General features: G+C 35.7%; 25 protein-coding genes, 1 pseudogene and 1 riboswitch. Of the genes and pseudogenes, 20 read left to right on the forward strand and 6 right to left on the reverse strand.

The window, feature by feature from the left end:
• Positions 1–92: 92 nt before the first annotated feature.
• From M5A78_RS19515 to M5A78_RS19555, 8 genes and pseudogenes are all read left to right on the forward strand, one after another.
• Positions 93–572: a hypothetical protein gene (locus tag M5A78_RS19515; RefSeq protein WP_248736950.1), complete on the forward strand. Its 480-nt coding sequence runs from the start codon at positions 93–95 to the stop codon at positions 570–572.
• A 1-nt stretch (position 573) separates the two neighbouring features.
• Positions 574–825 (forward strand): hypothetical protein, encoded by a 252-nt coding sequence (locus M5A78_RS19520; RefSeq protein WP_248736951.1) that lies wholly within the window; start codon positions 574–576, stop codon positions 823–825.
• Between the two features lie 13 nt (positions 826–838).
• Complete coding sequence (locus M5A78_RS19525) at positions 839–1009, forward strand: hypothetical protein (protein ID WP_248736952.1); 171 nt, start codon at positions 839–841, stop codon at positions 1007–1009.
• Between the two features lie 100 nt (positions 1010–1109).
• A complete protein-coding gene (locus M5A78_RS19530; RefSeq protein ID WP_248736953.1) occupies positions 1110–1289 on the forward strand; it encodes a hypothetical protein in 180 nt (59 codons plus the stop codon).
• Positions 1290–1322: 33 nt separating this feature from the next.
• A pseudogene (locus M5A78_RS19535) lies at positions 1323–1454 on the forward strand (SDR family oxidoreductase); the annotation flags it as partial.
• Positions 1455–1474: 20 nt separating this feature from the next.
• The gene (locus M5A78_RS19540; RefSeq protein WP_319942320.1) at positions 1475–2338 is read left to right on the forward strand and encodes an alpha/beta fold hydrolase; all 864 of its coding nucleotides are present in this window, start codon (positions 1475–1477) and stop codon (positions 2336–2338) included.
• A gap of 881 nt (positions 2339–3219) precedes the next feature.
• Complete coding sequence (locus tag M5A78_RS19550) at positions 3220–3423, forward strand: hypothetical protein (RefSeq protein ID WP_248736954.1); 204 nt, start codon at positions 3220–3222, stop codon at positions 3421–3423.
• Between the two features lie 55 nt (positions 3424–3478).
• Entirely contained in the window at positions 3479–3700 is a 222-nt protein-coding gene (locus tag M5A78_RS19555) for a YdbC family protein (RefSeq protein WP_248736955.1), read from the forward strand.
• 205 nt (positions 3701–3905) lie between these two features.
• On the opposite strand, the gene M5A78_RS19560 is transcribed toward M5A78_RS19555, so the two are convergent.
• Positions 3906–4088, reverse strand: coding sequence for a hypothetical protein (locus tag M5A78_RS19560; RefSeq protein WP_248736956.1), 183 nt, complete (start codon positions 4086–4088; stop codon positions 3906–3908).
• 555 nt (positions 4089–4643) lie between these two features.
• Between M5A78_RS19560 and M5A78_RS19565 the strand changes: the two genes are divergently transcribed.
• Both M5A78_RS19565 and M5A78_RS19570 read left to right on the forward strand, forming a co-directional pair.
• The gene (locus M5A78_RS19565) at positions 4644–5717 is read left to right on the forward strand and encodes a DNA alkylation repair protein (RefSeq protein WP_248736957.1); all 1074 of its coding nucleotides are present in this window, start codon (positions 4644–4646) and stop codon (positions 5715–5717) included.
• A 418-nt stretch (positions 5718–6135) separates the two neighbouring features.
• Positions 6136–6597 (forward strand): hypothetical protein, encoded by a 462-nt coding sequence (locus M5A78_RS19570; RefSeq protein WP_248736958.1) that lies wholly within the window; start codon positions 6136–6138, stop codon positions 6595–6597.
• A gap of 323 nt (positions 6598–6920) precedes the next feature.
• On the opposite strand, the gene M5A78_RS19575 is transcribed toward M5A78_RS19570, so the two are convergent.
• Entirely contained in the window at positions 6921–8594 is a 1674-nt protein-coding gene (locus M5A78_RS19575; RefSeq protein ID WP_264760475.1) for a ribonuclease J, read from the reverse strand.
• 267 nt (positions 8595–8861) lie between these two features.
• Here M5A78_RS19575 and M5A78_RS19580 point away from each other — a divergent pair, with 267 nt between their 5' ends.
• From M5A78_RS19580 to M5A78_RS19605, 6 genes are all read left to right on the forward strand, one after another.
• On the forward strand, positions 8862–9308 hold the full coding sequence (locus tag M5A78_RS19580; protein ID WP_248736959.1) for a GNAT family N-acetyltransferase: 447 nt from the start codon (positions 8862–8864) through the stop codon (positions 9306–9308).
• A gap of 366 nt (positions 9309–9674) precedes the next feature.
• Positions 9675–10304, forward strand: coding sequence for a helix-turn-helix transcriptional regulator (locus M5A78_RS19585; RefSeq protein ID WP_248736960.1), 630 nt, complete (start codon positions 9675–9677; stop codon positions 10302–10304).
• 165 nt (positions 10305–10469) lie between these two features.
• Entirely contained in the window at positions 10470–11855 is a 1386-nt protein-coding gene (locus tag M5A78_RS19590) for a tryptophanase (protein WP_248736961.1), read from the forward strand.
• Between the two features lie 151 nt (positions 11856–12006).
• Entirely contained in the window at positions 12007–13401 is a 1395-nt protein-coding gene (locus M5A78_RS19595; RefSeq protein ID WP_248736962.1) for an amino acid permease, read from the forward strand.
• 137 nt (positions 13402–13538) lie between these two features.
• Positions 13539–13796 carry a GNAT family N-acetyltransferase gene (locus tag M5A78_RS19600; protein WP_248736981.1) on the forward strand — a complete coding sequence of 86 codons (258 nt, stop codon included), beginning with the start codon at positions 13539–13541 and terminating at the stop codon, positions 13794–13796.
• 711 nt (positions 13797–14507) lie between these two features.
• Positions 14508–14592, forward strand: a riboswitch (cyclic di-GMP riboswitch).
• 193 nt (positions 14593–14785) lie between these two features.
• Complete coding sequence (locus M5A78_RS19605; protein ID WP_248736963.1) at positions 14786–15022, forward strand: hypothetical protein; 237 nt, start codon at positions 14786–14788, stop codon at positions 15020–15022.
• Between the two features lie 750 nt (positions 15023–15772).
• On the opposite strand, the gene M5A78_RS19610 is transcribed toward M5A78_RS19605, so the two are convergent.
• Together M5A78_RS19610 and M5A78_RS19615 are read right to left on the reverse strand one after the other, a co-directional pair.
• Complete coding sequence (locus M5A78_RS19610) at positions 15773–16054, reverse strand: YggT family protein (protein WP_248736964.1); 282 nt, start codon at positions 16052–16054, stop codon at positions 15773–15775.
• Between the two features lie 400 nt (positions 16055–16454).
• Positions 16455–17039, reverse strand: coding sequence for a M15 family metallopeptidase (locus M5A78_RS19615; protein WP_248736965.1), 585 nt, complete (start codon positions 17037–17039; stop codon positions 16455–16457).
• A gap of 527 nt (positions 17040–17566) precedes the next feature.
• Between M5A78_RS19615 and M5A78_RS19620 the strand changes: the two genes are divergently transcribed.
• From M5A78_RS19620 to M5A78_RS19635, 4 genes are all read left to right on the forward strand, one after another.
• The gene (locus M5A78_RS19620; protein ID WP_248736966.1) at positions 17567–18067 is read left to right on the forward strand and encodes a DUF1062 domain-containing protein; all 501 of its coding nucleotides are present in this window, start codon (positions 17567–17569) and stop codon (positions 18065–18067) included.
• Between the two features lie 1211 nt (positions 18068–19278).
• The gene (locus M5A78_RS19625) at positions 19279–19770 is read left to right on the forward strand and encodes a DUF5946 family protein (RefSeq protein ID WP_248736982.1); all 492 of its coding nucleotides are present in this window, start codon (positions 19279–19281) and stop codon (positions 19768–19770) included.
• A 35-nt stretch (positions 19771–19805) separates the two neighbouring features.
• Positions 19806–20687: an aminoglycoside 6-adenylyltransferase gene (locus tag M5A78_RS19630; protein WP_248736967.1), complete on the forward strand. Its 882-nt coding sequence runs from the start codon at positions 19806–19808 to the stop codon at positions 20685–20687.
• Between the two features lie 150 nt (positions 20688–20837).
• Entirely contained in the window at positions 20838–21599 is a 762-nt protein-coding gene (locus M5A78_RS19635; protein WP_248736968.1) for a GNAT family N-acetyltransferase, read from the forward strand.
• A gap of 381 nt (positions 21600–21980) precedes the next feature.
• Here M5A78_RS19635 and M5A78_RS19640 read toward each other — a convergent pair whose 3' ends face one another.
• Together M5A78_RS19640 and M5A78_RS19645 are read right to left on the reverse strand one after the other, a co-directional pair.
• Positions 21981–23369: an MFS transporter gene (locus tag M5A78_RS19640; protein ID WP_248736969.1), complete on the reverse strand. Its 1389-nt coding sequence runs from the start codon at positions 23367–23369 to the stop codon at positions 21981–21983.
• A 21-nt stretch (positions 23370–23390) separates the two neighbouring features.
• Entirely contained in the window at positions 23391–23528 is a 138-nt protein-coding gene (locus M5A78_RS19645) for a hypothetical protein (RefSeq protein ID WP_248736970.1), read from the reverse strand.
• Positions 23529–23687: the final 159 nt, after the last annotated feature.

Here is a 23687-nt window from a genome sequence, read left to right on the forward strand (position 1 = left end):
CGTTGGAAAAATAATCCTTATGCATTATGATGATGATAAAAGATTTTGACTAGGTAAACCATTAGAGTAATTTGAATTTTGAGTAGAATATAATGGATATAAATAATTTTCAAAGAATCGGTTCGGTTAGTAATGCGCAAGTTGGAAGAGATTTTGAGGAAACTGCTAAAAAATATTTTAAAGCTAACAGCGTTGACCTTACTTTTGGGCATCCTTTACACCTCGGAATTGGAAGGATTAAAAAATCACATACATTTGACTTAGGTTGCAATGATTCTATTAACGGGAAAATCATAGTTGAATGTAAATCCCACACCTGGACATCTGGCGGAAATGTTCCGAGTGCAAAAATTACGGTCTGGAATGAAGCGATGTATTATTTTAGTCTAGCACCAAAAGATTACCGTAAAGTATTTTTTATTTTAAAAGATTACAGTACCAAAAGAAATGAAACGTTAGGAGAATACTATATACGTACATATAAGCATTTGATTCCTGATGATGTAGAAATTATGGAATATGACATGGTTGGTCAATCTGTCAGAACAATCAACGAAAGGATGGTTGTTTAAAATGAATCACTATCAAGCAATTATTTTAGCATTAGATAATTTAGGAGGAGAGGGAACCATCGGACAAGTAAATGATTGGATCAATAGCAATTATCCAAATACTTGGAAAGAGGCTGGGACTGCTCTAGCTGATATGGTTCCGATGTCACTGGGAGGCAATCGCTCATCCAATGTTAGCGAGGAATTCCGAATTCTTGAGAGGGTTTCACCAGGACGATATAGGCTATTTCAAAAAATGGAAAGTGTTAAATAAGGAGGGAATACTCTTGACTCAATACATTTTTATTGCTTCACCTATAAAACTGCCAATTGGTTCTTTTGGCTTAAACCCAGCGTCTCCTGAACAACCCAATGTATTTGAAACTGAATTGGATTTTCCACATTTGTCATTTGAAAACAATTATGATAGTGAAACCAAAGTGAGATTTTTACTATAGTCCGCATTTCAGTTTCAACTATCAAGTAGCGTGTAGTTATAATTTCCTATTCTTAAAAGATTGTTTGAAAGGGAATGCAATCGATGAAAAGTGTTTGTCGGTGCTCTATTCGTATATAGATGAAGCACTTCAAGCTAGTGGGATTGTTGAGTATTTTACTTGTTGGTACAGTGAAAAAGGGCTGCCGATTAAGAATAAAAGAAGCATTCAATGGGCGGATATCAAAACACCCTATGATCTTGTGCTAACAGATCGTGAATTTTGGAGAATTACTTTGTAGTATGTTTGAAAATAGTTGCCTGACCCCCAACTTATTCCTTTTGGAAGATACGCAGAACCAATTGAAATCGCCAAATTGGTTCTATTCCTTGCTTCCGATGATAGTTCGTTTATCAGCGGCAGTCAGTATCGGATCGATGGCGGGATGTTTGCAAACTCAAATTAAACCGAAGTCAGTAGCAATGTATAGAATCGTGTTCAAAAAAGCGGAACGATTATTCGATTATAGGGAAGGGTGATCCCATATTGGTCATGCATGGGGGACATTCTAATTGTCTTGAGGAATTTGGGTATAGGGCATTAGTAGAGAATGGTTTCTCCGTTATAACCCCATCAAGAGCGGGCTATGGGGCAACGTCAAAAAAAGTTGGAAAAAGCTTAGCAACTGCATGTAGCTATTATACAAGATTGCTAGCCCATTTAAACATCGAAAAAGTTCACCTTCTCGCTATTTCTGCAGGAGGTCCTAGCGGGATTTATTTTGCTGCACACTATCCGGAGCTTGTCGCTTCACTTACCTTGCAATCTGCAGTTACAAAGGAATGGCTTACTCCTAGGGATAAGGAATATAAAGCGGCAAGGTTTTTATTCCGTCCAAAAGTTGAAAAATATACATGGAAATTAATTTCTCTTATGAACAATAAGTTCCCTCAGTATATTTTTAAGCAAATGTTCCCTTCATTTAGTAATCTAACCTATGATGAAGCAAAAAGTAAATTGAACAAGGAAGATGTTGAAGCGATGAGAAAAATGAATAATCGCCAACTGTCGGGATATGGATTCTTTATTGATCTAATACAAGTTAATGAGATATCTAGCAAAGATTTACAAGCTGTTAGCTGTCCAACCCTAATCATGCATAGTAAACATGATGGCTCTGTCCCTTTAGAACACCCTTATTATGCTAATGAAAACATTCGTTCATCAGAGCTTTGTCTGCTCGACTCATGGGGGCATTTAATTTGGCTTGGTAAATCCTCAGAGGAGACAGACATCAACCTTATTAAATTTCTAAATTCTAACCAGATTTTAGGAGTAGGAAAATATTGAGTATTGAAATAAAAAACAAAGTGGAAACTTCAATATGGTGACAGGCACCATGTGAAGTTTTCACATTCCTAGTGAGTCTCTTAGAAAAGTAGTTAAATATTCGACATTGGTTATTTTTTTATTGCATTCGCTGCTATCAGCGCAAATAAGATTGCCGATAGCCTTGTAATATTAATTATCAAAATCCAAGGGGTATTTGAATTCACAAACAAGGTATCTACGAAGAAATTATCAATGAAAAAGTAAAAAATGAGTTCGCAGGGTTAGACCTCACCATATTTATCCAACCGAAATGGAAGTGAAAGAAGCCCTTGGAATATTAGAACTAGATGCAGATGACCTCCGATGTGCCTACTGTGGTGATAAATCAACTGAATGGGACCATCTTCGCCCAATAGTAAAAAACAAAAAGCCGACAGGATATATTTCAGATATATTTAATTTAGTCCAGCTTGTGGGAAATGTAACCAATCTAAAGGAAATAAGGTTTGGAATGAGTGGATTGTAAGTGATGCTGTTCTTTCTCCGAAAATAAGAATGGTGGACGATTTAGATGGACGGATTGCGCGTCTTTCAAAGTATGAGAAATGGGGAGATGTAAAACCGGTAGATTTTGAAAGTACTGTTGATGCAGACATATGGGAAGAACATTGGACTAACTGCGAGAAACTTCATGAGGATATGAGAAAAGCACAAGAAATAGCTTTGGTTATTAAACAGAAAATTAAGGATAACCTGAAGTACTAACAAGAAAAGAGAAAAAAATCCTTTTCAAAACTTAAGGTGTTAACTTTAAAGGGGATCCAAACAAAGACCCAAGGTTAAAATCTTGGTTATTTATATCGCACTGGATAATTGGTAATATCAGAGGAGGTGCTCTTATGAAATTTGGAATTAGAAAGCCAAGCTTGAAAGGAAGAATTTCAGCTAGAACTAGCATCAAAAGACAGATTGTCCACAGAGCAGGATTGAAAATGCCAAGGGGTTTTGGCTGGGTTAGAGACCCAAAGAAATATGCTTATAACAAAGTTTACAATCAAATAAGCTTTGACATTTTTAAACTGATCAAAAAGCTCTTTAAATAAGTAGGATGTTGCAGATCCAAGTAGCGATCATATATTTTAATGGAGGACAAAAATAGTGGCAGAAATCAACTTCGAAATAAAAGAAACCATAGGTGCCATTTCACAATCCCCAAAAGGCTGGAACAAAGAACTCAATCTTATAAGCTGGAACGGAAAAGAACCAAAGTATGATTTGCGTGATTGGGCCCCTGAGCATGAAAAGATGGGCAAGGGTGTAACGTTGAACGTTGAGGAGTTAAAGGTTTTGAGGGATTTGTTAAATGGGTTGGAGTTGTAAAGAGAATGGTTCGAGGGCTAACTGAGATTTAAGCGGTTAGCTCTTTTTTTGTCAGAGGAAAGAAGAAACAACGTGGTTTGAAAGAACGAAATCTAAATCTCAGAATTATTTTTAGACGAAAAAAACCCCTAGCTAATAAGGTTTAAGGAAATGTGTTAGTTAAATTAGTCTTATTTGATAAATAAAAAGTTGAATCATTAATGAATTAATAAATCTCTCTAATACCAGATAAACGGATGGAGAAAACCTTTTGCTTTTCATCTTTTAATGAAAGTAACTGGTCTCTTAGATTAAGGCAATATACACGCCCTTTAATCGTTTGTAAGATTCCATTTGTAAAATAATCAATGGTAATCATTCTATTTTCAGTTAGTTGTTTCAAATACATATATATCCTCCTTTCATTCGTAATGTGTTACACAATACCATTATATAATTGGCATTTTAAGATAGGATGAAGAAGATGTTAAAGAACTATTAAGTTGTATACGAGAGAGGATAATGCTCCTCTCCTTTTATTGAATAGCGGGAGTAAAAATTTTTTAAATTGACGTGATTGCCTTTTATTTATGGTTTTACATATTAGTTAATGATTATTACATATTAAAGGCAGCAGCTGTTTAACTGGTTGCTCTTCCATGCAGTAGCGGCTCCACCTGCGCCTAATACTATGATAGCCACGCATGCTATCCCCTCTACTATTTACAATAACGCCTTATTGTTAATAAAATATGTCCTAGATGTTAATTACTAGTAAATTTTAATCTATTGCCAGGAAATCTAAACTGTTTTCCCGTCTAAATACCAAAAAGCAATCGAACGGTGATAGGTACTGTTCGTTAAGCTGGTCTTTGATAATTTGTTTCCTTTTGATGTAAACTTATTAGCTAAGGCAGCTAATCCAGGAAGTTAATTAAAAGAAGGTATCTAATGAGGTGGGAAAATGGGGAAAGTAAAAGATATATATAACATGCAATTTATCAATCAGCTGACAAAAACCCTAAAGAAGTCGAGTCCTGATTTTAATGAAAAAGAATTTCAAGAAGCGGTTTACCTAAATGATTGGGAGAGTTTGGAGTTTAAACAACGGGTCAGACGAATTTCTACTGCCATGTTTGAATCATTACCTAAAGCATATGAAGAAGTTATCGATATTTTCTATCAAGCAGCTCCCTCCTTTGGAGGATTAGCAGGAATAATCTTTCCCGATTATGTTGAACAATATGGGTTAAATGATTGGGAGAAATCGATGGAAGCATTAGAATTTCTCACACCGTTTTCCACATCAGAATTTGCAGTTCGTCCGTTTTTTATCGCAGATCAAGAACGGATGGTGAGGCAAATGTTTAATTGGGCACAAAGTAAGAATGAGCATGTGAGAAGGCTTGCAAGCGAAGGGTCAAGACCCAGATTGCCATGGGGAAGTACAGTCCCTTCTTTAAAAGAGAATCCGCTTCAATTCATCACCATGCTAGAGTATCTGTTTCAGGATGATTCCTTGTATGTCAGAAAAAGTGTGGCAAATCATCTAAATGATATCTCCCGAATCCATCCTACTGCCATTACGAAAATCGTGGAGAAATGGCAAGGAAAAGATCAAGGAACGGATTGGATTCTACGCCATGCCTCTCGATCACTGTTAAAGCAAGGGAATCGTGATATCCTAGCATTATTTGGATATAAGGCCAGCAACAAACTTCAAATAAGAAACTTATCTCTTATTAAAGCCGCTATATCAATTGGGGAGGAGCTCCTTTTCTCCTTTGATCTGGCAGTTGAAACAGGTACTAAGGTGCGATTAGAATATGCCATTGATTATGTGAAAAATAATGGAAATCAAAACAAAAAGGTCTTTCAGATCACAGAAACTGTTGTTGAAGACGGACTAATCAAATCTTTCTCAAGAAAACAATCCTTTAAAAATATGACAACACGGAAACATTATCCCGGTGTTCATACGTTGCATGTGTTGGTTAATGGAGAAGTAAAGGCAAGTAAAGATTTTCTTGTAAACTAGTCTCAATAAAAATAGCGAACAGTGCCAGTCACTGTTCGGCCAAGATGGCTAATTACTCAACTTTTCAATATACTCATTGTATCCTAGTACATTCCATCTGATGAAAATGTCCTGCACCTTTTAGATAACAATCGAAGAATTCAAGAGTAAGTTTGTTGATTGTTTTTAGCAACATTTCGTATCCTTTTCTGATTTCTGCTGATATAAGAAACGTGGAATAAACGGACTGGTAAGTGCTAAATCGGTCAGTGTTAAATGTCCAACACCTTGGATATATACATTAAAAGCGTTTGCATTTGTATCGTGTAGGTTTCGACGCGGTTTTTATCGGTATAAGTATATTGGACTGTTCGTTAAAAGTGTCGATAACTCAATGGGGCAGTACAAATTTTAGTTCTTTAAGGGAAGGAATAAAAAAATGAGTCAAATTACATTCTTAGCTTCATCCAAACCATTTGAAATACCAGATGAAATTGAAGAATATAATAATCGTACAGTATTTGAACGTGAAGAAGAAGCTATCTATTTCTCTGTTCAAGAGGTTGATGAATATTGGAAGGAGAAAATTAATGGGTTGTTTTCTTTGCCCTACATTTATGAAGCACACGGAGTTGGAAATAAGTTATTTCTAACATACATTGAAAAGTGTATGGAATTAGGAGATGTGTTGGAAATTTATCAAGTACCAAATCAACACGCATTCGAGAATTACAAACAAAGGATGGAAGAACATTCTGAGCCGATTGAAGTAAATGTAGGGAGTTATACTTACAGAGACACTTATGGATTATATCAATTAAATGCAAAAAAATGGTTAGAAGAGCTCAGTCATCGAAATTACATTACATATTATGGAATTACAAAGTTTGTTAAGTATTAGATGCGTATACCAAAGGCATTTGTTTTCATAGTGCAAAAAGAAATGAAACTTTAGGAGAATACTATATACGTACATATAAACAAATGATTCCAGATGATGTAGAAATTATGGAATATTATTCGGTTGATCATTACGTCAGGACGATTAATGAAAGAGTGGGTGTATAAATCAAGCAATCATTTTGGCATTAGATGATTTAGGTGGAGAGGGAACAATCAGATAAGGAAACGGCTTTTCTGATTAATATGAACTAAAAAGAAGCTTCCTAGTTCTGGAAGCTTTAGTCATTGTTTTTTTTTTCGTGGATGCATTTGTGTTTGTAATTAAATTTCAATAATAATCGGGAGAATCATTGGCTTTCTCTTCGTTTTTGCGAATAAATATTGGCCTACCGATTTTTTAATATTTTGTTTGATTACATTCCACTGGCGAATATTTTCTGTTTGAAGGTCATTAACCGTTTTTTTAACGAGGCGGTTAATCTCTCTTATGAGATCTTCAGAATCTTTTACGAATACGAAACCACGAGTAATCGTGTCAGGTCCTTGAATAATTTTTCTGTCTGTTTTACTTAATGTTAAAACAATAACGAGCATTCCATCCTCAGAAAGTTGTTTTCGGTCTCGTAACACGATTTCCCCTACATCGCCGACGCCCATTCCGTCAACATACGTATCCCCTGATGAGATCTTCCGAGTCTGACGGGCAATAGAGTTTTCGATATCAACAACATCACCATTTTTCATAATAAAAGTGTTACCTTTCTCAACTCCAACCGATTCGGCGAGCAAACGATGATGGTGCAGCATTCTAAATTCACCATGTACAGGAATAAAATAGGTTGGCTTCATTAAGGTAAGCATGAGCTTTAAGTCTTCCTGGTATCCGTGTCCAGAAACATGCATGCCTGTTGTGCTTCCTGATCCATAAATCACTTTCGCTCCCAGTTGAAATAAGTTGTCGATAATCCGTGAAACATCTTTTTCATTCCCGGGGATTGGGGATGCAGCTAAAATAACGGTGTCTCCGGGGTAAATGGAAATATCCCGAAAATTTCCGCTAGAAAGGCGGGAAAGAGCAGCCATTGGCTCTCCTTGACTCCCCGTACATAGAATGACAACCTTTTCAGGCGCAAGTTGCTCAGCTTCTTTTGCTTCTATCAGCATCCCATCCGGAATGGTTAAATATCCACGTTCGATCGCTACTGAGACTACATTGACCATACTTCGACCAAGCAAAGCAAGCTTTCGATTCGTCATCCTGCAAGATTCGACTACTTGCTGAACACGATTCACATTTGAAGCGAAGGTCGAAATGAAGATTTTCCCATCAGCTTTCATGAAAGCCTCGTCCATATGGCTGCCTACCATTCGCTCTGATGGTGTCAGGCCCGTCCGTTCTGCATTTGTACTTTCAGAGATTAAAACTAAGACTCCTTGCTGACCAATAGCAGCCATTTTATGAATATCTGTATATTGGTTATTCGCAGGGGTTAAGTCGAATTTAAAGTCACCAGTATGAACAACATTCCCTTCAGGTGTATGAAAGACAATCCCTAAACAATCAGGAATACTGTGGCTTACTTTGAAAAAGGATACATTCATCTCTCCCAGCTCAAGCTTGGAATCTGAATCAATTGGAATGAGTTTTGTATCCCTTGTTAGCCGATGCTCATCTAGTTTTAATTCAATTAAACCAAGTGTAAAACGTGTGGCATATATGGGGACATTTAATTTTCGTAACAGGTAAGGAATTCCGCCAATATGATCTTCGTGCCCATGTGTCACGATTAAAGCACGGATTTTTTCCTTATTCTCTTCTAAGTAAGTAACATCAGGAATAATTAAATCAATTCCTAATAAACTCTCATCTGGAAATTTCCCACCACAGTCGATAATGATGATATCATCTGTATATTGGACCACATACATGTTTTTACCGATTTCATTGATACCGCCTAAAGCGAAAATAGATAATAAATCTTCAGTGGTTTTCAAAAATGTATACCTCCAAATTCCAATTAGATAATGTTAGTATTCCATTTTTATAATTCTTTATTTAGTTTAATTATGAGGGAATTCAAATATAGTTAGTTTTTCTACTTAGACATGACGTAAGAGTTTTAATAGCAAACAGTGATTGGCACTGTTTGCCATTTGATTTGGTATGAGTATTTTTAAGTCCAACGTTAAATTAATTCCCATTACCAATTTGTGTTAAAATTAGGGTGTGTTATTGGAGGGATGACAATGCGAGAAGTTAAATTGGAGGCAATTGAAACAGAGAAAAGAAATTCATTTCTAGACTATCTCCTTCTAGCAGATGAAAGCGAAGAAATCGTCAGAGAGTACATAAACGATGGAGAGATGTTCGCGATTTGCTGTGAAGGAAAAACTGCGGGAGTAGTTTTATTTACTTTCCATCCGAACGGAATTGTTGAGCTTAAAAACATTGCTTTAACCGAAGATTTTCGAGGGAATGGCTTAGGTAAATTAGTAGTTATAGAAGCTTTCCATTTATATAAAAATAAGGGACTAGATAAAATGATTGTGGGTACGGCTAATTCAAGTATAGATAACTTAGCTTTTTATCAAAAGCTAGGTTTTAGGATGGATGAAATTAAGAAGGATTTTTTTGAAAATTATCCAGAACCTATTTTTGAGAATGGAATAAGGGCTTTGGACATGGTTATGTTTGAGAAGGATTTATAAAAAAAAGGCATTTCCCCGACTGGATTGTTTTTCGCGATAGAATCGTATTGGAATTGGACAGGAACCCACCTGTACAACCATTATAAAGGATTTTTTGTATACTCAATATTTTAGATCATTTGGATTTATTTAGTGCAACACTACTGATCAATCTAGATGTTTTTAACTCAAGAATAAGATTGTTATTTAGTATAGCTTATATAATTTCAATCGTTGATTAATTTACGGTTTTTAGACTATTATAAAGTGACAAATCTCCATTTTGAAGTATTTCCTAGTTAAGTGATTTCTTCCTTCAAACCATTCATAAATCATTTCAAAGTAAAAAATTTGGCAGAGCAATAATAAAAGATAGAGGTGAATTTTTTGTCCGGCTTAGATTCATATATCCCGATGATTCAATTTTTTGCCCGTTTTCTTGGAACGGATGCGGAAGTTATATTGTATGATACGAATAAAGACAAAGTTGTATATGTAGAGAACTCATTCAATCCTGAATTTGGTGTAGGTAGCCCAATTCCAGATATGGAAAAAAAGTTTATTAACAACGGCTTATATAAAGAAGAAGAATCAGTTGTTAATTATCGAGCTTTCTCTTCGGAAAGGAAAAAATTGAGATCAGCAACGCATTTTATTAAAAATTCAAGACAGGAGTTAATAGGCGTTTTAACTATCAACTTCAAGGTGGATGAGTTAATTGAACTTAGAAGTCTCTTAAATCGTTTAATAAGTGGTTCAGAACCTATTCAATATAAGGGGGAAAACTTCTATGAAAGTTTTAATCTTACATTTGAAGATTTAATGAACAATACGATTCAAGAGACTTTGACTAATTTTAATGTATCTCCTGAACGCCTATCCCATGATGAAAGAATGGAACTTATTCGGATGCTGGATGAAAAGGGCGTATTTTTGATGAAAGGATCAATTACGGAGTTGGCTAAAATACTGCATACATCAGAAACCTCTATATATCGGTATATTAATAAGCTCTAGTCTAAAATACGAAACTAAAGAAAAGACCACTATTTCAATAAAGTGGTCTTTTCTTTTTTACTTTGTATGTAAAAAAATCTGAATATTGTTGCATTTGTAAATATTTGTTGTTAAAATATTTACATGGTGATAAAAAATTTTCACCGTAGAGAGGATGAGAAAAAAATGCGTTTTATGACAGCGGAACCGTTTCGCATAAAAATGGTGGAAAGATTGAAAAAAACCACAAAAGAACAACGACAACAATGGCTAAAGGAAGCTAGGTATAATGCATTTCAAATTAAGGCGGAGAATGTGTATATCGATTGTATAACGGATAGCGGTACTTCTGCGATGAGCAGTGAACAATGGTCTGCTTTGATGCTAGGTGATGAATCATATGCTGGATCAAAAAGCTTTTATAAATTGGAAGCATCCGTTCAAGATATTTTTGGAATGCCTTATGTCCAACCGACCCATCAAGGAAGAGCTGCTGATTACATCATGGCAAAATTATATGCAAAAGAAGGAAAGTTTGCGATTGGAAATATGCACTTTGATACCTTTCGAGGAAATGCAGAGGTATTAGGGGCATTAGCTGTTGACTATGTAGTAGATAATGGGAAAGATACAGCAAGCCAGCCTCATCCATTTAAAGGGAATATTGACATTACCAAAATAGAGAGATTAATTGAAGAAAAAGGGCCGGAACAAGTTTCAGTTGTCATTATTACCGTCACATGTAATAACAACGGTGGTCAACCTGTTTCCATGAAAAATATAAGAGAAGTAAGTAATCTAGCAAAATCGCACAATATTCCAGTCGTTATTGATGCAGCTAGACTTTCTGAAAATGCCTACTTTATTCAGCAAAGAGAAGAGGGGTATAAGAATAAATCGATCAAAGAAATTACCCGAGAGATGTTTTCCTATTGTGAAACAGCAACGATGAGTTCGAAAAAAGATGGACTCGTTAATATTGGTGGTCTTTTTGTCACAAGAAATGAAGAAATATTGAAACATGCGCAGCAATTGGCGATTGTCCACGAAGGATTTATTACCTATGGGGGATTAGCAGGGCGTGATTTGGAAGCGCTTGCAGTTGGGTTGCAAGAAGGGGTTGATGAGCAATACCTGGAGTATCGTATTAATCAAGCAAAATATTTAGGTGATCGATTGATGGAAAGTGGTGTGCCAATAATTGAACCAACTGGTGGACACGGGGTTTATGTTGATGGAAGAAGATTTTTTCCTCACATTCCACAAAGTGAATTCCCATCCCAACGACTTGTCGTCGCTCTGTATGAAGAAGCCGGTGTCCGGGCAGTAGAATTAGGTGCATGTGCCTTCGGTGCGAAGGATCCGATTACAGGTAAGGATATTTATCCTGATGTAGAGGCCATGAGAATTGCCCTATCTCGAAGAGTTTACACGAATAGCCATATGGATGTGATTGCCAATGCCCTCGGGGAAATTTACAGAAACAGAGACCAATACAAAGGAATGAAACTTGTCTATGAGGGTCCAATTACCTCATTAAGGCACTTTACGGCAGGATTTGAGCTATTATAAACAATCAATGCTTATTCCAGTGCATCAGCGCTACACCTATAATGAATAGGAGGATGTATGTTCGAAACAATCATAATTGCCTCTTGTTAGATTTTCTATAAATTCCTATACAGAATAATAAACTGCAGTTATTTTGAAAGGAGTGGTCACATTGAAAGAGTCTCAAGATCTAGTAAGAGGTTTAAAAGACAGGCACATACAAATGATAGCTCTCGGAGGTGCAATCGGCACAGGACTGTTTTATGGTTCCGCTGAAGCAATTAAACTCGCTGGGCCTGGTATCATACTTGCGTATGTCATTGGTGGATTGATCATGTTTCTAATCATGAGAGCATTAGGAGAAATGCTAGTAGAAGAGCCTGTCTCTGGGGCCTTCAGTGCTTTAGCAGACAAATATTGGGGGAATTTCCCAGGATTTTTATTAGGTTGGAATTATTGGTTTGCTATCATTACTGTTAGTATTGTTGAATTGATCGTACTAGGAAATTACGTTAAATTTTGGCTACCTAATATGCCAACATGGATTACAGCACTGGTATTTGTTATTGTGTTCTTTCTGATAAACATCACAAATGTTAAGTTTTTTGGGGAATTTGAGTTTTGGGCTGCCTTGATCAAAGTGGTGGCTATCATTGCAATGATAATTTTCGGTTTGGGGATTCTCTTTTTTGGAGTTGGAGCAAGCAATTTCAAAGCATCCGGATTTGAAAATATGTGGATTAATGGAGGATTTCTGCCAAACGGAGGATCAGGGTTACTGATGTCACTAGTCTTGGCAATGTTCGCTTTCGGTGGGATTGAGATGGTTGGAATGACTGCTGCAGAGGCAGAGAATCATAGAATCACGTTGCCAAAGTCTATCAATAATGTCGTAATACGAATATTAGTATTCTATATTGGTTCCATGGTAGTACTGGTATCACTGTTCCCTTGGAATAAAGTTGGATTGGAAGGGAGCCCTTTTGTTCAGATTTTTTCAGCAATAGGGATACCGGCCGCTGCAACATTGCTCAATGTGGTTGTTATAACAGCAGCTGCTTCAGCATACAACAGCGCGATTTATAGCACCAGTAGAATGATATATGGTCTATCGTTGCAAGGAAACGCACCTAAAATATTCAACAAGGTTGGTAAAACAGGAACGCCGGTCAAAAGTATCATACTATGTTCTACGATTTCATTGTTCGGGATTCTGCTGTTGAAATTCCTTCCAGATAAGGCATTCATGTACATGATGTCCATCACAACTTTCGCTTCCATCTTCAACTGGATTATGATTCTTTTTATTCTGTTGCATTGGCGCAAAAAGAAAAGTAAAGAGGAGATCACAAAATTTACTTTTAAAATGCCACTTTATCCATATTCTATTTATTTTTCCATTGTAGGATTGTTGGTTATCATCGCAACGATGTTCTTTTTACCTGATTATCGAATTGCATTATACATTGGACCTTTCTGGATAATATTACTGTTCGTGCTCTTTAAAATTAGAGCCAAAAGGGACGTGGGGACAGGAACATCGTCCCATCCAAGTATTTTAGAATGAGTATGATGCATCTTTCTAACTTTTAAACAGGGACAGGGAACCTGTCCCCGATTCCCAGATTCCCTATTCAGTTGGGGTTTCTTTTTTTTTATTTTGGAAAAATAATCCTAGTGCTCTATCATTAAGATTATAGAACTATTACAACCGAAGATTGCCGAGGGAATGGCTTAGGAAAATTAGTAGTTAAAGAAGCTTTCCATTTATATAAAAATAAGGGACTAGATAAAATGATTGTGGGTACGGCTAATTCAAGTATAGATAACTTAGCTTTTTACCAAAAGCTTGGGTTTAGGATGGTTGAAATTAAGAAGGATTTCTTTAAAAATTATCCAGAACCTATTTTTGAGAATGGAATTAGGGCATTGGATATGGTTATGTTCGAGAAGGATTTATAAAAGAATAAGGCCATTTCCTCGATTGGATTGAACCTGTTTAAGCGATATACTGTCTATTTCATGAACATCAAAGCTGGGCAGTTACAGTAGCACTTAAGCTAATCTGAAAAAAAGCTAAACAAAGATCCATAGATTATTACGGACAAAGAAGTGTGCAGAAAGGAATCAAAATAACCAGTCGAATCATTAATTCCATCATCATGGCAACTCCTTTAGAATTTTATTTTTTACAAACTCAGTATATAAGAAATTTGTTAACTCTTTATATGTTAATTGTGAATTTATTGTCAAATTTCAAGGAGATTTGAAATAGGCACTGGTTGCTAGTTTCAGATATCCTCCATCTATATTGACTGGGAATCCATTTGATATTGGACTCTAACATAGGCGAGCAGTGATGGGTACTGTTCGCCTTTGTCATATTTTTAAAAATAGAATAGGTAGGGAATAGTTGCAAGGAACCAGGCTGATAGGAAGGACGGACCATGAGGTTCCGTTTTTAATAAGATTTTTTTACAAAAAAAGGTTATCCAAAACGGTGCAGGATAACCTTTGTCTTATTTATTTAAGCAGTTTCACAGCTTTAATCCCTAACACTATCCCTTTTATAGGACTATAGACGGATGATGAAATAATCATATTTGTCATATTTGGCAAAATATGAAGAATTTTGTTGAAAAATGGTATTTTCCGATATAGTATAAAAGTATCAATTGAAAAAGGCAAACCTATCGAAAGGTGGGGACGCAAAGCTACGGGTCTAAGGCGAAAGTGCTAGGATAGCCGGGTTGCCAAAAAGAATCGGATATACAATTAAAGGTTTGTTATTGCCAAACATTTTTTGTCCATCATTCTTTTTTGGGGTGGACTTTTTCTTTTATAAAAAGAAAGGAGTAGAAAATAGGAAAGCGGTTTCAGCGGTTTATCGTCTTGTTAGTATTAGGAATTGCAATTATTTTAATTATTTTCGGGGAAGGGTGGAGATCAGAGTGACTGTTTTATTTGGTTCTGTCGAGTACTTTGAAAAAGAAATTTTAAGAGTTGCAGCACAAAACCCTTTAAATAGGCTGACTCATGATCATATTTCGATGATCTGTTCTAGGTTAAAGAGTGAATTGCTTAATGATTTTGTCTGTGAAGAAAGAATACGAGTGGAATGCCTTGAAAACCTTACACAGGCATCTTGTAAACTATTCAAATTAGAAATGCGGGTGACAGCCGAATGAGATATCACATTGTAGGAGTTATATATAAGAGACAAAAAGTGACAGTCAAATGTTTGGATACGCAAGAAGATGCATGGTTAAAGGTCTCCTTGAATCCTGATACTCTCGAGTGTAATGACAAGCTTATCCCTGACAGCTTGCAAAACTTTGTTCAATCAAAACAAGAAAACATACGTATGTATTTAATCAATCTCAATGACATAGCGAATGAAAAAAAAGTCTGCATTGTTTAAAATGCAGATTTTTCATTTACAAAAAATAAACTTCCCTAATAACCTATATTTCAAATGAAATAATTGGTGATCGATAGGAAGGCCAATGGAAGAAAACCATTTCCTCCATTGGCTTGAACCTAACCAAGCAATAGTTTATTCACGAACATCAAAACTGGACTGTAAAAGAGAAGCTTAAGCTAATCTAAAAAACCGTTTGATCCTAACTTCTTGTTATGTATCGGCTCCACCTACGCCAAATACCATGATAGCCACGCATGCTATCCCCTCTATTAACTACTATAATGTAACAATATTACTAAACTATGTCTTAGTTGTTATAGAGCTATTAACCTTACATTAAGTAATGATGAAGAATGCGTAATTGGACTTACAAAAAATAGCCGCCGTGACAGGTTCTGATAGGAGTTGTAAAACTTCTCTTAACTATCAAAAACGGAAGATAGCCATTATTTCGGACAAAAAACGCAGCGAAATCACAGCCACTTTATCATTATTTTTGTAAGCTTATTCCCTCTTAAATTCCTATAGCATTCAATGATTGGCGAAGACCTTCAAGAGCAAATATTCCTAGATATTTTAAAGCAAATAATGCGATGATGGGTGAAAAATCAATTGGACCAAGAGGGGGGATAAACCGCCTGAAAAGGTTTAAATAAGGGTCGCCTAGTTTGTAGATCCATTCCCCGACCTTTGTTGATTGAAATTTAGGAAACCAAGAACCCAAAATAGCGATTAAGATTAGCCAATAATAACCCTCAAATAAATAATATCCAAGTTGTAAAATGTTTGAGCCCAATTTAAATCTCCTGCCTATACTATTTTTTTCTATCGTACAATCCTTTGTACGGGTATATACCATATACGTTTAAGGTCTCTGAAAGGTTTCATATTATTCATGTTAATTGTTTCCTCATTCTCCATCCTGGATGTTTTTTTAACACAAGGAAATTAACTTATTGAAATGAAATGGTTGATTTTTATATTGGACCCTAACGAGTAAAGTGAAGGGTCTGTTTCTTTCTTGACAGGCCGCCGGTCAAGCCGGAAATGATCCTGAATATTTGAACGTTGGGGTAAAAATCCATACCATTATTTAGGGAATAACACTACAGATTAAGGCGGAATTATATCCATATTATTCATATTGTTAGGGATACCCTAATCACCAGCAGGGGATGAGTAGCGGATGTTCAGAGCTATTTTGTATCCGCTGTTAATGATGATTCAGCAGGTTTCTCCCCTTTCTGTAATTTAGCAATGGTCAATCCAAAATTCATTTGTAAATGGGGATAATCTTTAAATTTAGCCCAATCACCACCCCATTCAAACCCTAAAGCTTTTGCCATTTTAACAACCTCGGTCCAATCTGCTTTCCCATTTTTATTTCCATCATACTGCCTATCCCAAATCACATTCCCTGAAGGGGTCTTTAACGCAAAATCAATGGCAAGCCCATAATTGTGATAGGACTCTCCCCCTTTTGCAAATGTTACAATACTTCCCTCTGCCGTACGGCCTTTATCATAAAGTCGATCCTGTTCTTCCGCACTTCGAAAACCATCAGTAACCACTACCACAATTCCTTTTTTTGCAGATTGTTGGATTAATTGATTGCTCCGTTCTTTCACAACCGGATGGAGTTCAGTTGGTAAAGAAACAGATTGATTTGTTTTCGAATCCGTAAGAGGATCGGATTTCTTAGTAAACTGAATAAAGAATAGGATCATGGTAAGCAGGAGAAAAAATATAATAAATGACTTTCCTATCCGTGTTAGCTTCAAAACTACATATTCCTTTCGTATCTAAAGTTTTTTCACTATCTATGACGTAAAACAGAGCCTCATAGTTTCATATTATAATATACTTGGTAAACAATAACAGACACTGTTCACCAATATAGTAGAAATTTATCACTGCAACTATCCTCCCTGCCATAACCCATATTCTAAACTAACCAATTGCCGGGATGATGTTTTATGTAAACTATGGTAAATATTTATAAAATATGGTAAATTAGTTTTAATCTGTTTGAAAGAAAGGATCATGTGACCTGTATGCCAACATTTACTCTGTAATGGAAAACAATTGGATCGCTTCTCATGTTAAAAAACTGACCAGTTTTTGACCACGGGAGAAGTCTGTCTACAACCCATTACAGAAGGAATACAGCGAACTGCAGCCTGTTAGTTGTTTAACAATGCGTTCAAAGGTTCTCCTGACAAAGGGGAGCTTTTTTTGTTTTGTGCGCCCTGCAAGAATTTCAAATAGATGTTGTATTCCTCGAATAATCATTTCGAGGTGGAAAACGATGCAAAAGCAAACATTTTCATTGGTTTTACGCCAAAAACGTGAAGCTGATACGGTAAACAAGCAATGCAAGATGTGCGGGAAGGTAACCGTTTTTACAGACACTACCATTAGGAGACACAATGCGAACGGAAAAAACATTTATCAGTTTGCCATTTATAAATGTCCAAAAAACCATTCTTGGAATAAAAAACTGGACATATATAAGTCATTTTCTGAACATGTTGATCCAGAAACACTTATTCCAACTGAATTTGAAACCATAAAAGAGAATGAGAAAATCAGTTTACAGGAAATAACTGAACAACAAGTCATTGAATTGAAGGTAACTGTTGTTGAGGGAAGCTTTCGTCTGGATCAAACCCTTGCAAGTCATATAGAGGGCATAAGCCGGACTGAAATAGTTCACAAAATTAAAAAAGGGTTGATTTTATTAAACGGGATTTTAACGAAACCAAGCCAAAAGGTGTCTCTTCATGACACAATTTCGATACATGTATAATAATAGATGATTATTGGGAGGCCGCTTGTACTAATCAAGCGGTCATTTCCCCACCTACTATTGTATCAATTCGGCTGGGGAACCATATGTACCTAAAATGATAGGAATCTCACCGTAGGATTGAAGTGTAGAACAAAATTAATCGCATGTTGATGATTTGTGCAATTCATACATTCATAACCTTATAAACACAACCACATTATGTAAGACGTAATACAAATTTGATTCTGAAGGTGAAAATAAATGTATTGGTTGAGTATAGTCCTCAGGTTAATATCTACAATATTTGTATTTGTACCATTTTTAATGATCAATCAAATCAGAAAAGATTTAAAAAAACTTGATAAAGAGCAAGTTATCCCAGATGAATACATAGAAAAATGGAAAAAACTATTATCTCGAATGATTGTGTTTTGCGTAATAGGTACGATTTTAGGTTCAGTCGAAATCATTTTCCGGTGAAAGACCCCTTGCTTTTAGTTTCTTGGAGGAGATGGCCATGAAAAAGATTGCGTTAGTGGCAGTGGAACAAGGCTAAAGAATTTTGTTTTGGATTTTAGATTAGAAGGTAGTGCTTAAAAAAACTCGACTAGTAAAGTCGAGCCTAATCTACCTTTTGGATTCTTGTTCTATTACGCTATCCAATTTATCTTCAATTCGTTTTATTTGTTTATTTCTCGTCTGTGAAGAACGGAAGTAACCTACTAATAAAAATATTAAAATAATAGGAACAAGGAATACGAATAACTGAAAAATAATGTCTCCGATATTTACACTCACGCTGGCTCACCTCTAATGTTTTACTATAATATACCATTTTGGAGGGGTTGTTTCCATTAGCTTCAATTTTTTTGAAAAATTTAATGAAATGGAGTTTTCATTTGAAGGTAGCAATTCAAGTAAGGAAGCTACCGTGTGTGTACCTAAAACCATTACAATGTACTCCGATGGTTTTTAAATGGATCACCAGAATATATTAGAAGAATATGAAAAACAAGTAGGACGGGTACTTACGGAAGATGAGATTGAACTATGAATTACCTCGACTTATCATCTTGAATGCAATGTCCATCCTTACCTTATCTTAACAAATATTTTGTAAAAAATAGTTAAGAAAATTGTCCAAGTGAAGAGATGAATGGAACGTGACAACTAATGGAATAGCATTCCAATAGAACGGAGGTGAGTATGAGTTGGAAAAAGTGAGTGAAATGATAGTAGAGTGCCCAGGCTGTGGGCTGCATTTGGAGAATCAACATATTACATTGTCAGGCAGTTATAATGCTTCTGATGAATGTTATCAAAAATTTAGCGAGTTGAGTAGTTATACAATTGGAAAACAAGATATTTATTTTATCCATCAGCATGCGATCGATACTTACGCTGCTCAGCATTCAGGAAATAATATGAAAAATATCACGACTGCTTTTTCGTTAATTGGATTGTTTTATGCTATTGAGCATGGTTTTAACGGAAGACAAGTACAGCGTGTCCATACACTGCTAAGTTATCAAAAATATAAATGGGAGGCCTTGCAACCTCCAGATAAATCCGCCTATTCACTGACTGTCTATGATGTTTTGAAAGAACGCCAAGGAGAGAGTCGTGACAAAATACTTCAGAGGTGGATGTACGATGTGTGGGAATGCTGGGGACATCGACATGATTGGGTAAAGGACATTTGTTACAAACTCTTAAAATAGATTGGAAGCATTTACTTTTTGTGAGGTGAATAGCAATGAGAAGTGAAAAAGAAATGTTTGATTTAATAATAGGAGTAGCCCGAAAAGATGAACGGATTCGGGCCGTCTATATGAACGGTTCAAGAACGAATCCCCATGCTCCAAAAGATATTTTTCAGGATTACGATATTGTTTATGTCGTGACAGAAACCGCCTCTTTTATTAAAGATGAGAAGTGGATTGATGTTTTTGGCGATTTGATAATGATCCAAGAGCCTGATAAAAATGACAAACTCCTTGGGATGGAGATGAATTTTGATCGGTCTTACGGATATCTCATGCTCTTTTCAGATGGAAATCGAATTGACCTTCATATTGAAACCAAAGAAGCGATGATGGAAGGTTATGTCAGTGACAAACTTACTATTCCGTTATTAGATAAGGACAACTGTCTGCCCCTCATTCCTGCTCCCACAGATAGTGACTACCACGTAGAAAAGCCAACAGAACTACTGTTTATTAGTTGCTGCAGTGAATTTTGGTGGTGTTTGCAAAACGTTGCCAAAGGAATTTGGCGAGATGAATTGCCATATGCCAAATTAATGTTTGAAAATACCACAAGGACTTCGTTGGATGAGATGGTTTCATGGTGGATTGGAACAAAACATGATTTCCAAGTTTCAACGGGAAAAATGGGAAAGTATTTTAAAAAGTTTCTTCCAGAATCTTATTGGGCGTTGTACGAAGAAACCTATTCTGACGGTAACTATGACAATGTATGGGATTCAATCTTTATCACCTGTGAATTGTTTCGGACTTTGGCTAAAGATGTAGCTGTATATTTTCAGTTTACCTATCCAGTTGATGACGATACAAACATGACGGAATATCTTAAACATGTAAGAAAGTTACCTTTTAATGCAAAGGAAATATTATAAATACCGATACTTAAGCGGTTTGTAAGTTTTTTTTCAATGCGAACAGTGACATGCACTGTTCGCATTGAAAGTTGATACCGTGGAGGACTTACTTTATTAATCATTGGTTTGAAGAAGGGTGAAAAATGGTGATGGTTGGTGGTGGGAGAAATGGGATATATTCAAATGACAAAAAATACTATTGAAACTGAACACATATGCTGTGCATTAGGTGCAAAGCAATATGAGAATGCAGTAAACGAAAAGAAGAAATGGCTGACAGAGCGAATGGATGAAGGATTAGTTTTCTATCGTTTAGATGAACGTGCAAAAGTTTTTATTGAATATTTACCTGCTGAGATGGCGTGGGTTCCTATTCAAGCACCAAATTATATGTATATCAATTGTTTATGGGTTTCTGGTAAATATAAAAATAATGGATATGCCAAGCAATTGTTAGATTATTGCAAAGAAGATGCAATCAATCGTGGTATGGACGGGATTGTACATATAGTAGGAAAGAAAAATTACCCGTTTTTAAGTGATAAACGTTTCTTTGAACATATGGGGTTTGAGTTAGTAGACCAAGCAGAACCATATTTTCAATTAGTTGTATTGAAGTGGCATGAACAAGCTGTTGTACCTTCATTTAAAAAACAGCTAAAGACTTCTTCCATAGATGAAGGGATATCCATTTATTACACAGCTCAGTGTCCCTTTGCTGTTGGTATATTGGAAGAGCTAAGAAAAGTAGCAGAAAATAAAAGTGTCCCCTTTCATGCTTATAAGATAACAACAAAAGAAGAAGCACAAAACTCACCGTTAATATGGACAACTTTTGGTTTGTTTTATAATGGTGAATTCATTACACACGAAATGTTGAGTTCAAACAAATTTGACAAGTTACTTACAAAACTATTATTAGAAGAATGATTGATTACATTGTTTACATCAAGAGTCGTTATAGAATTTAATACTCTTTGTAGTTCACCTGGTTTATCTAAAAAAACTATCATGAGCCTCAACTCCCAACCCAACCATGGAAATAAATTTAGAGAACAAGCCGTAGTCACCTAATAAAGGCGGTGAGAGCAGAGCTAGACTTCACATCTTTCGTCTAGTGAAATGGGTATTTCACATTAACTGGTTAAAGTGATTCATTTTTGCGACGCTCCGCCCCTTTTCCACAGAAAAGAACCCTAAACTTTTGGTATTAGGGTTCTAACATGAAATAATCGTTTTATGGTTTTTTATAAAGGAATTCCATATGAATAGTTAATTAATGGACAGCTTGTCCCACTGGAAGACAGTAATCTATTTTGTTGCTTTTCTTCCTACTAATCCCCAGTACAGAGATAAACTGAAAAGGGTAATTAGTACGAGAATGAATAGGATATTACTATACATGGAAGCATCCGAATTGCTTATAATCCCTAGAAAATTTTCTCGCATTGCGGAATGGTCCATCATTGCTGCCGTATAGGCAATTCCGATTGACATAGCGACATTAAGTGTTAAATTATAAAATCCGATTGCTGTTCCTGTTTTTTCTTTTTCAATCGTAGAAATGCAAGAATCAAGTAATGGTGCATACATGAATGCAAATGAACTAGAGAATAGAATCATAGATATCACGAATACAACAACAGAAGTTTGTATAAAGAATCCGCCTAATAGTAAGCTGATTATAATGCTAGACATAGCGATTGTAATACATTGCTTGCTTCCCATAACCTTTGCAACTTTTCCAGAAAGAGCCCCGACTATAGTAGCTGCTATATAGCCTGGAATCAATAGTAGTGAAATGGTATCTAGCTGTAAACCGTAAATCTTTTCAAGCAAGAATGGAAATAAGAAAATATATGCTAACTGTACAGAGTAAATTATAAAAGCAACTCCAAGCAATGAGATAAACTGCTTATTTTGAAAGAATGATATTCCGATAAAAGCTTTTGAGTTCTTGCTGATATAAGCAAGGAACAAGGCAATTGCAACAATAAACAAGAGAAGGTACATCCAATTGAAATCGCTAATATATAGTAGTAGAGATGCTGAAATGGCACCGACTAGAAATAATCCTAATACATCTACATTACTGTTTTTCCCCTCTTCCTTAGGAAGATATTTTAAAATAAAAGGAAGGGTGAAAAGTGTTACTAAAGAAAGTAAAAATAGAGTTGTCCAATGGAAGTACGTAGAAACATAACCTCCAGTTAATGCACCTATAAGCTGGGAAAGAGCAAAACTGCTTGTACTTAATCCTAAAAATTTCTTTTGTTCATTTGCAGGTAAATGTTTTGTTACAAATATAACATATAATGTTTCAGCTGATGCTAAACCCGCAGTTTGGATAATTCGTGAGATAACAACTAATAAAAACGAGTGTTGAAAAATATATCCCATGATTGAACCGACACATATTAAAATAATACCAAAGCTAAAAAGTTTTCTGATACTAATGGAATCCGCTAAAGTTGCGTAAACTACTGCCCCAATTCCAATTACAAGGCCAGCTAGAGTTGCTTGCCAGCTAACTGTTGTCGCTGAAATGTGAAAATCCTTTGCCATATCAACAGAAATAATCTTAAACGAATTGTCAATTACCAAACATAATAGAAATAATAGTAAGGTAACAGGTACTGCTTTCTTAACACTATATACCTGAGTTTTCTTCAAGCTTGCATCTGCAATTATTGTAGACATAGCTATATTCCTCTCCTTTTGTTAGTCAGGAAATCGTCTTCCTGAATCATGATGTCTAGCCACAACTACCCATTGATCCTTTGGTAAAAGGATGGTTTCATTAATCTCTACACCATTTGGTTTAATATGCGGGGTTTCCTTGTGCTCAGTTGGACCCATTTTTGTTTTTTTCCTTCTTATAATGTTTACAAGGAAGCGTTTGCATGAATAACCAAAAATATCCTACTTTTTTATTTGTGCTATCATGATAATGCGTGATAACCCTTTGAAATATACAATATTGTATAGTTGTCTAAATACTTGTATGCACCAGAACAA

Origin of the sequence: Neobacillus rhizosphaerae (assembly GCF_937468385.1) — a bacterium.
Lineage (GTDB): Bacteria > Bacillota > Bacilli > Bacillales > Cytobacillaceae > Neobacillus > Neobacillus rhizosphaerae.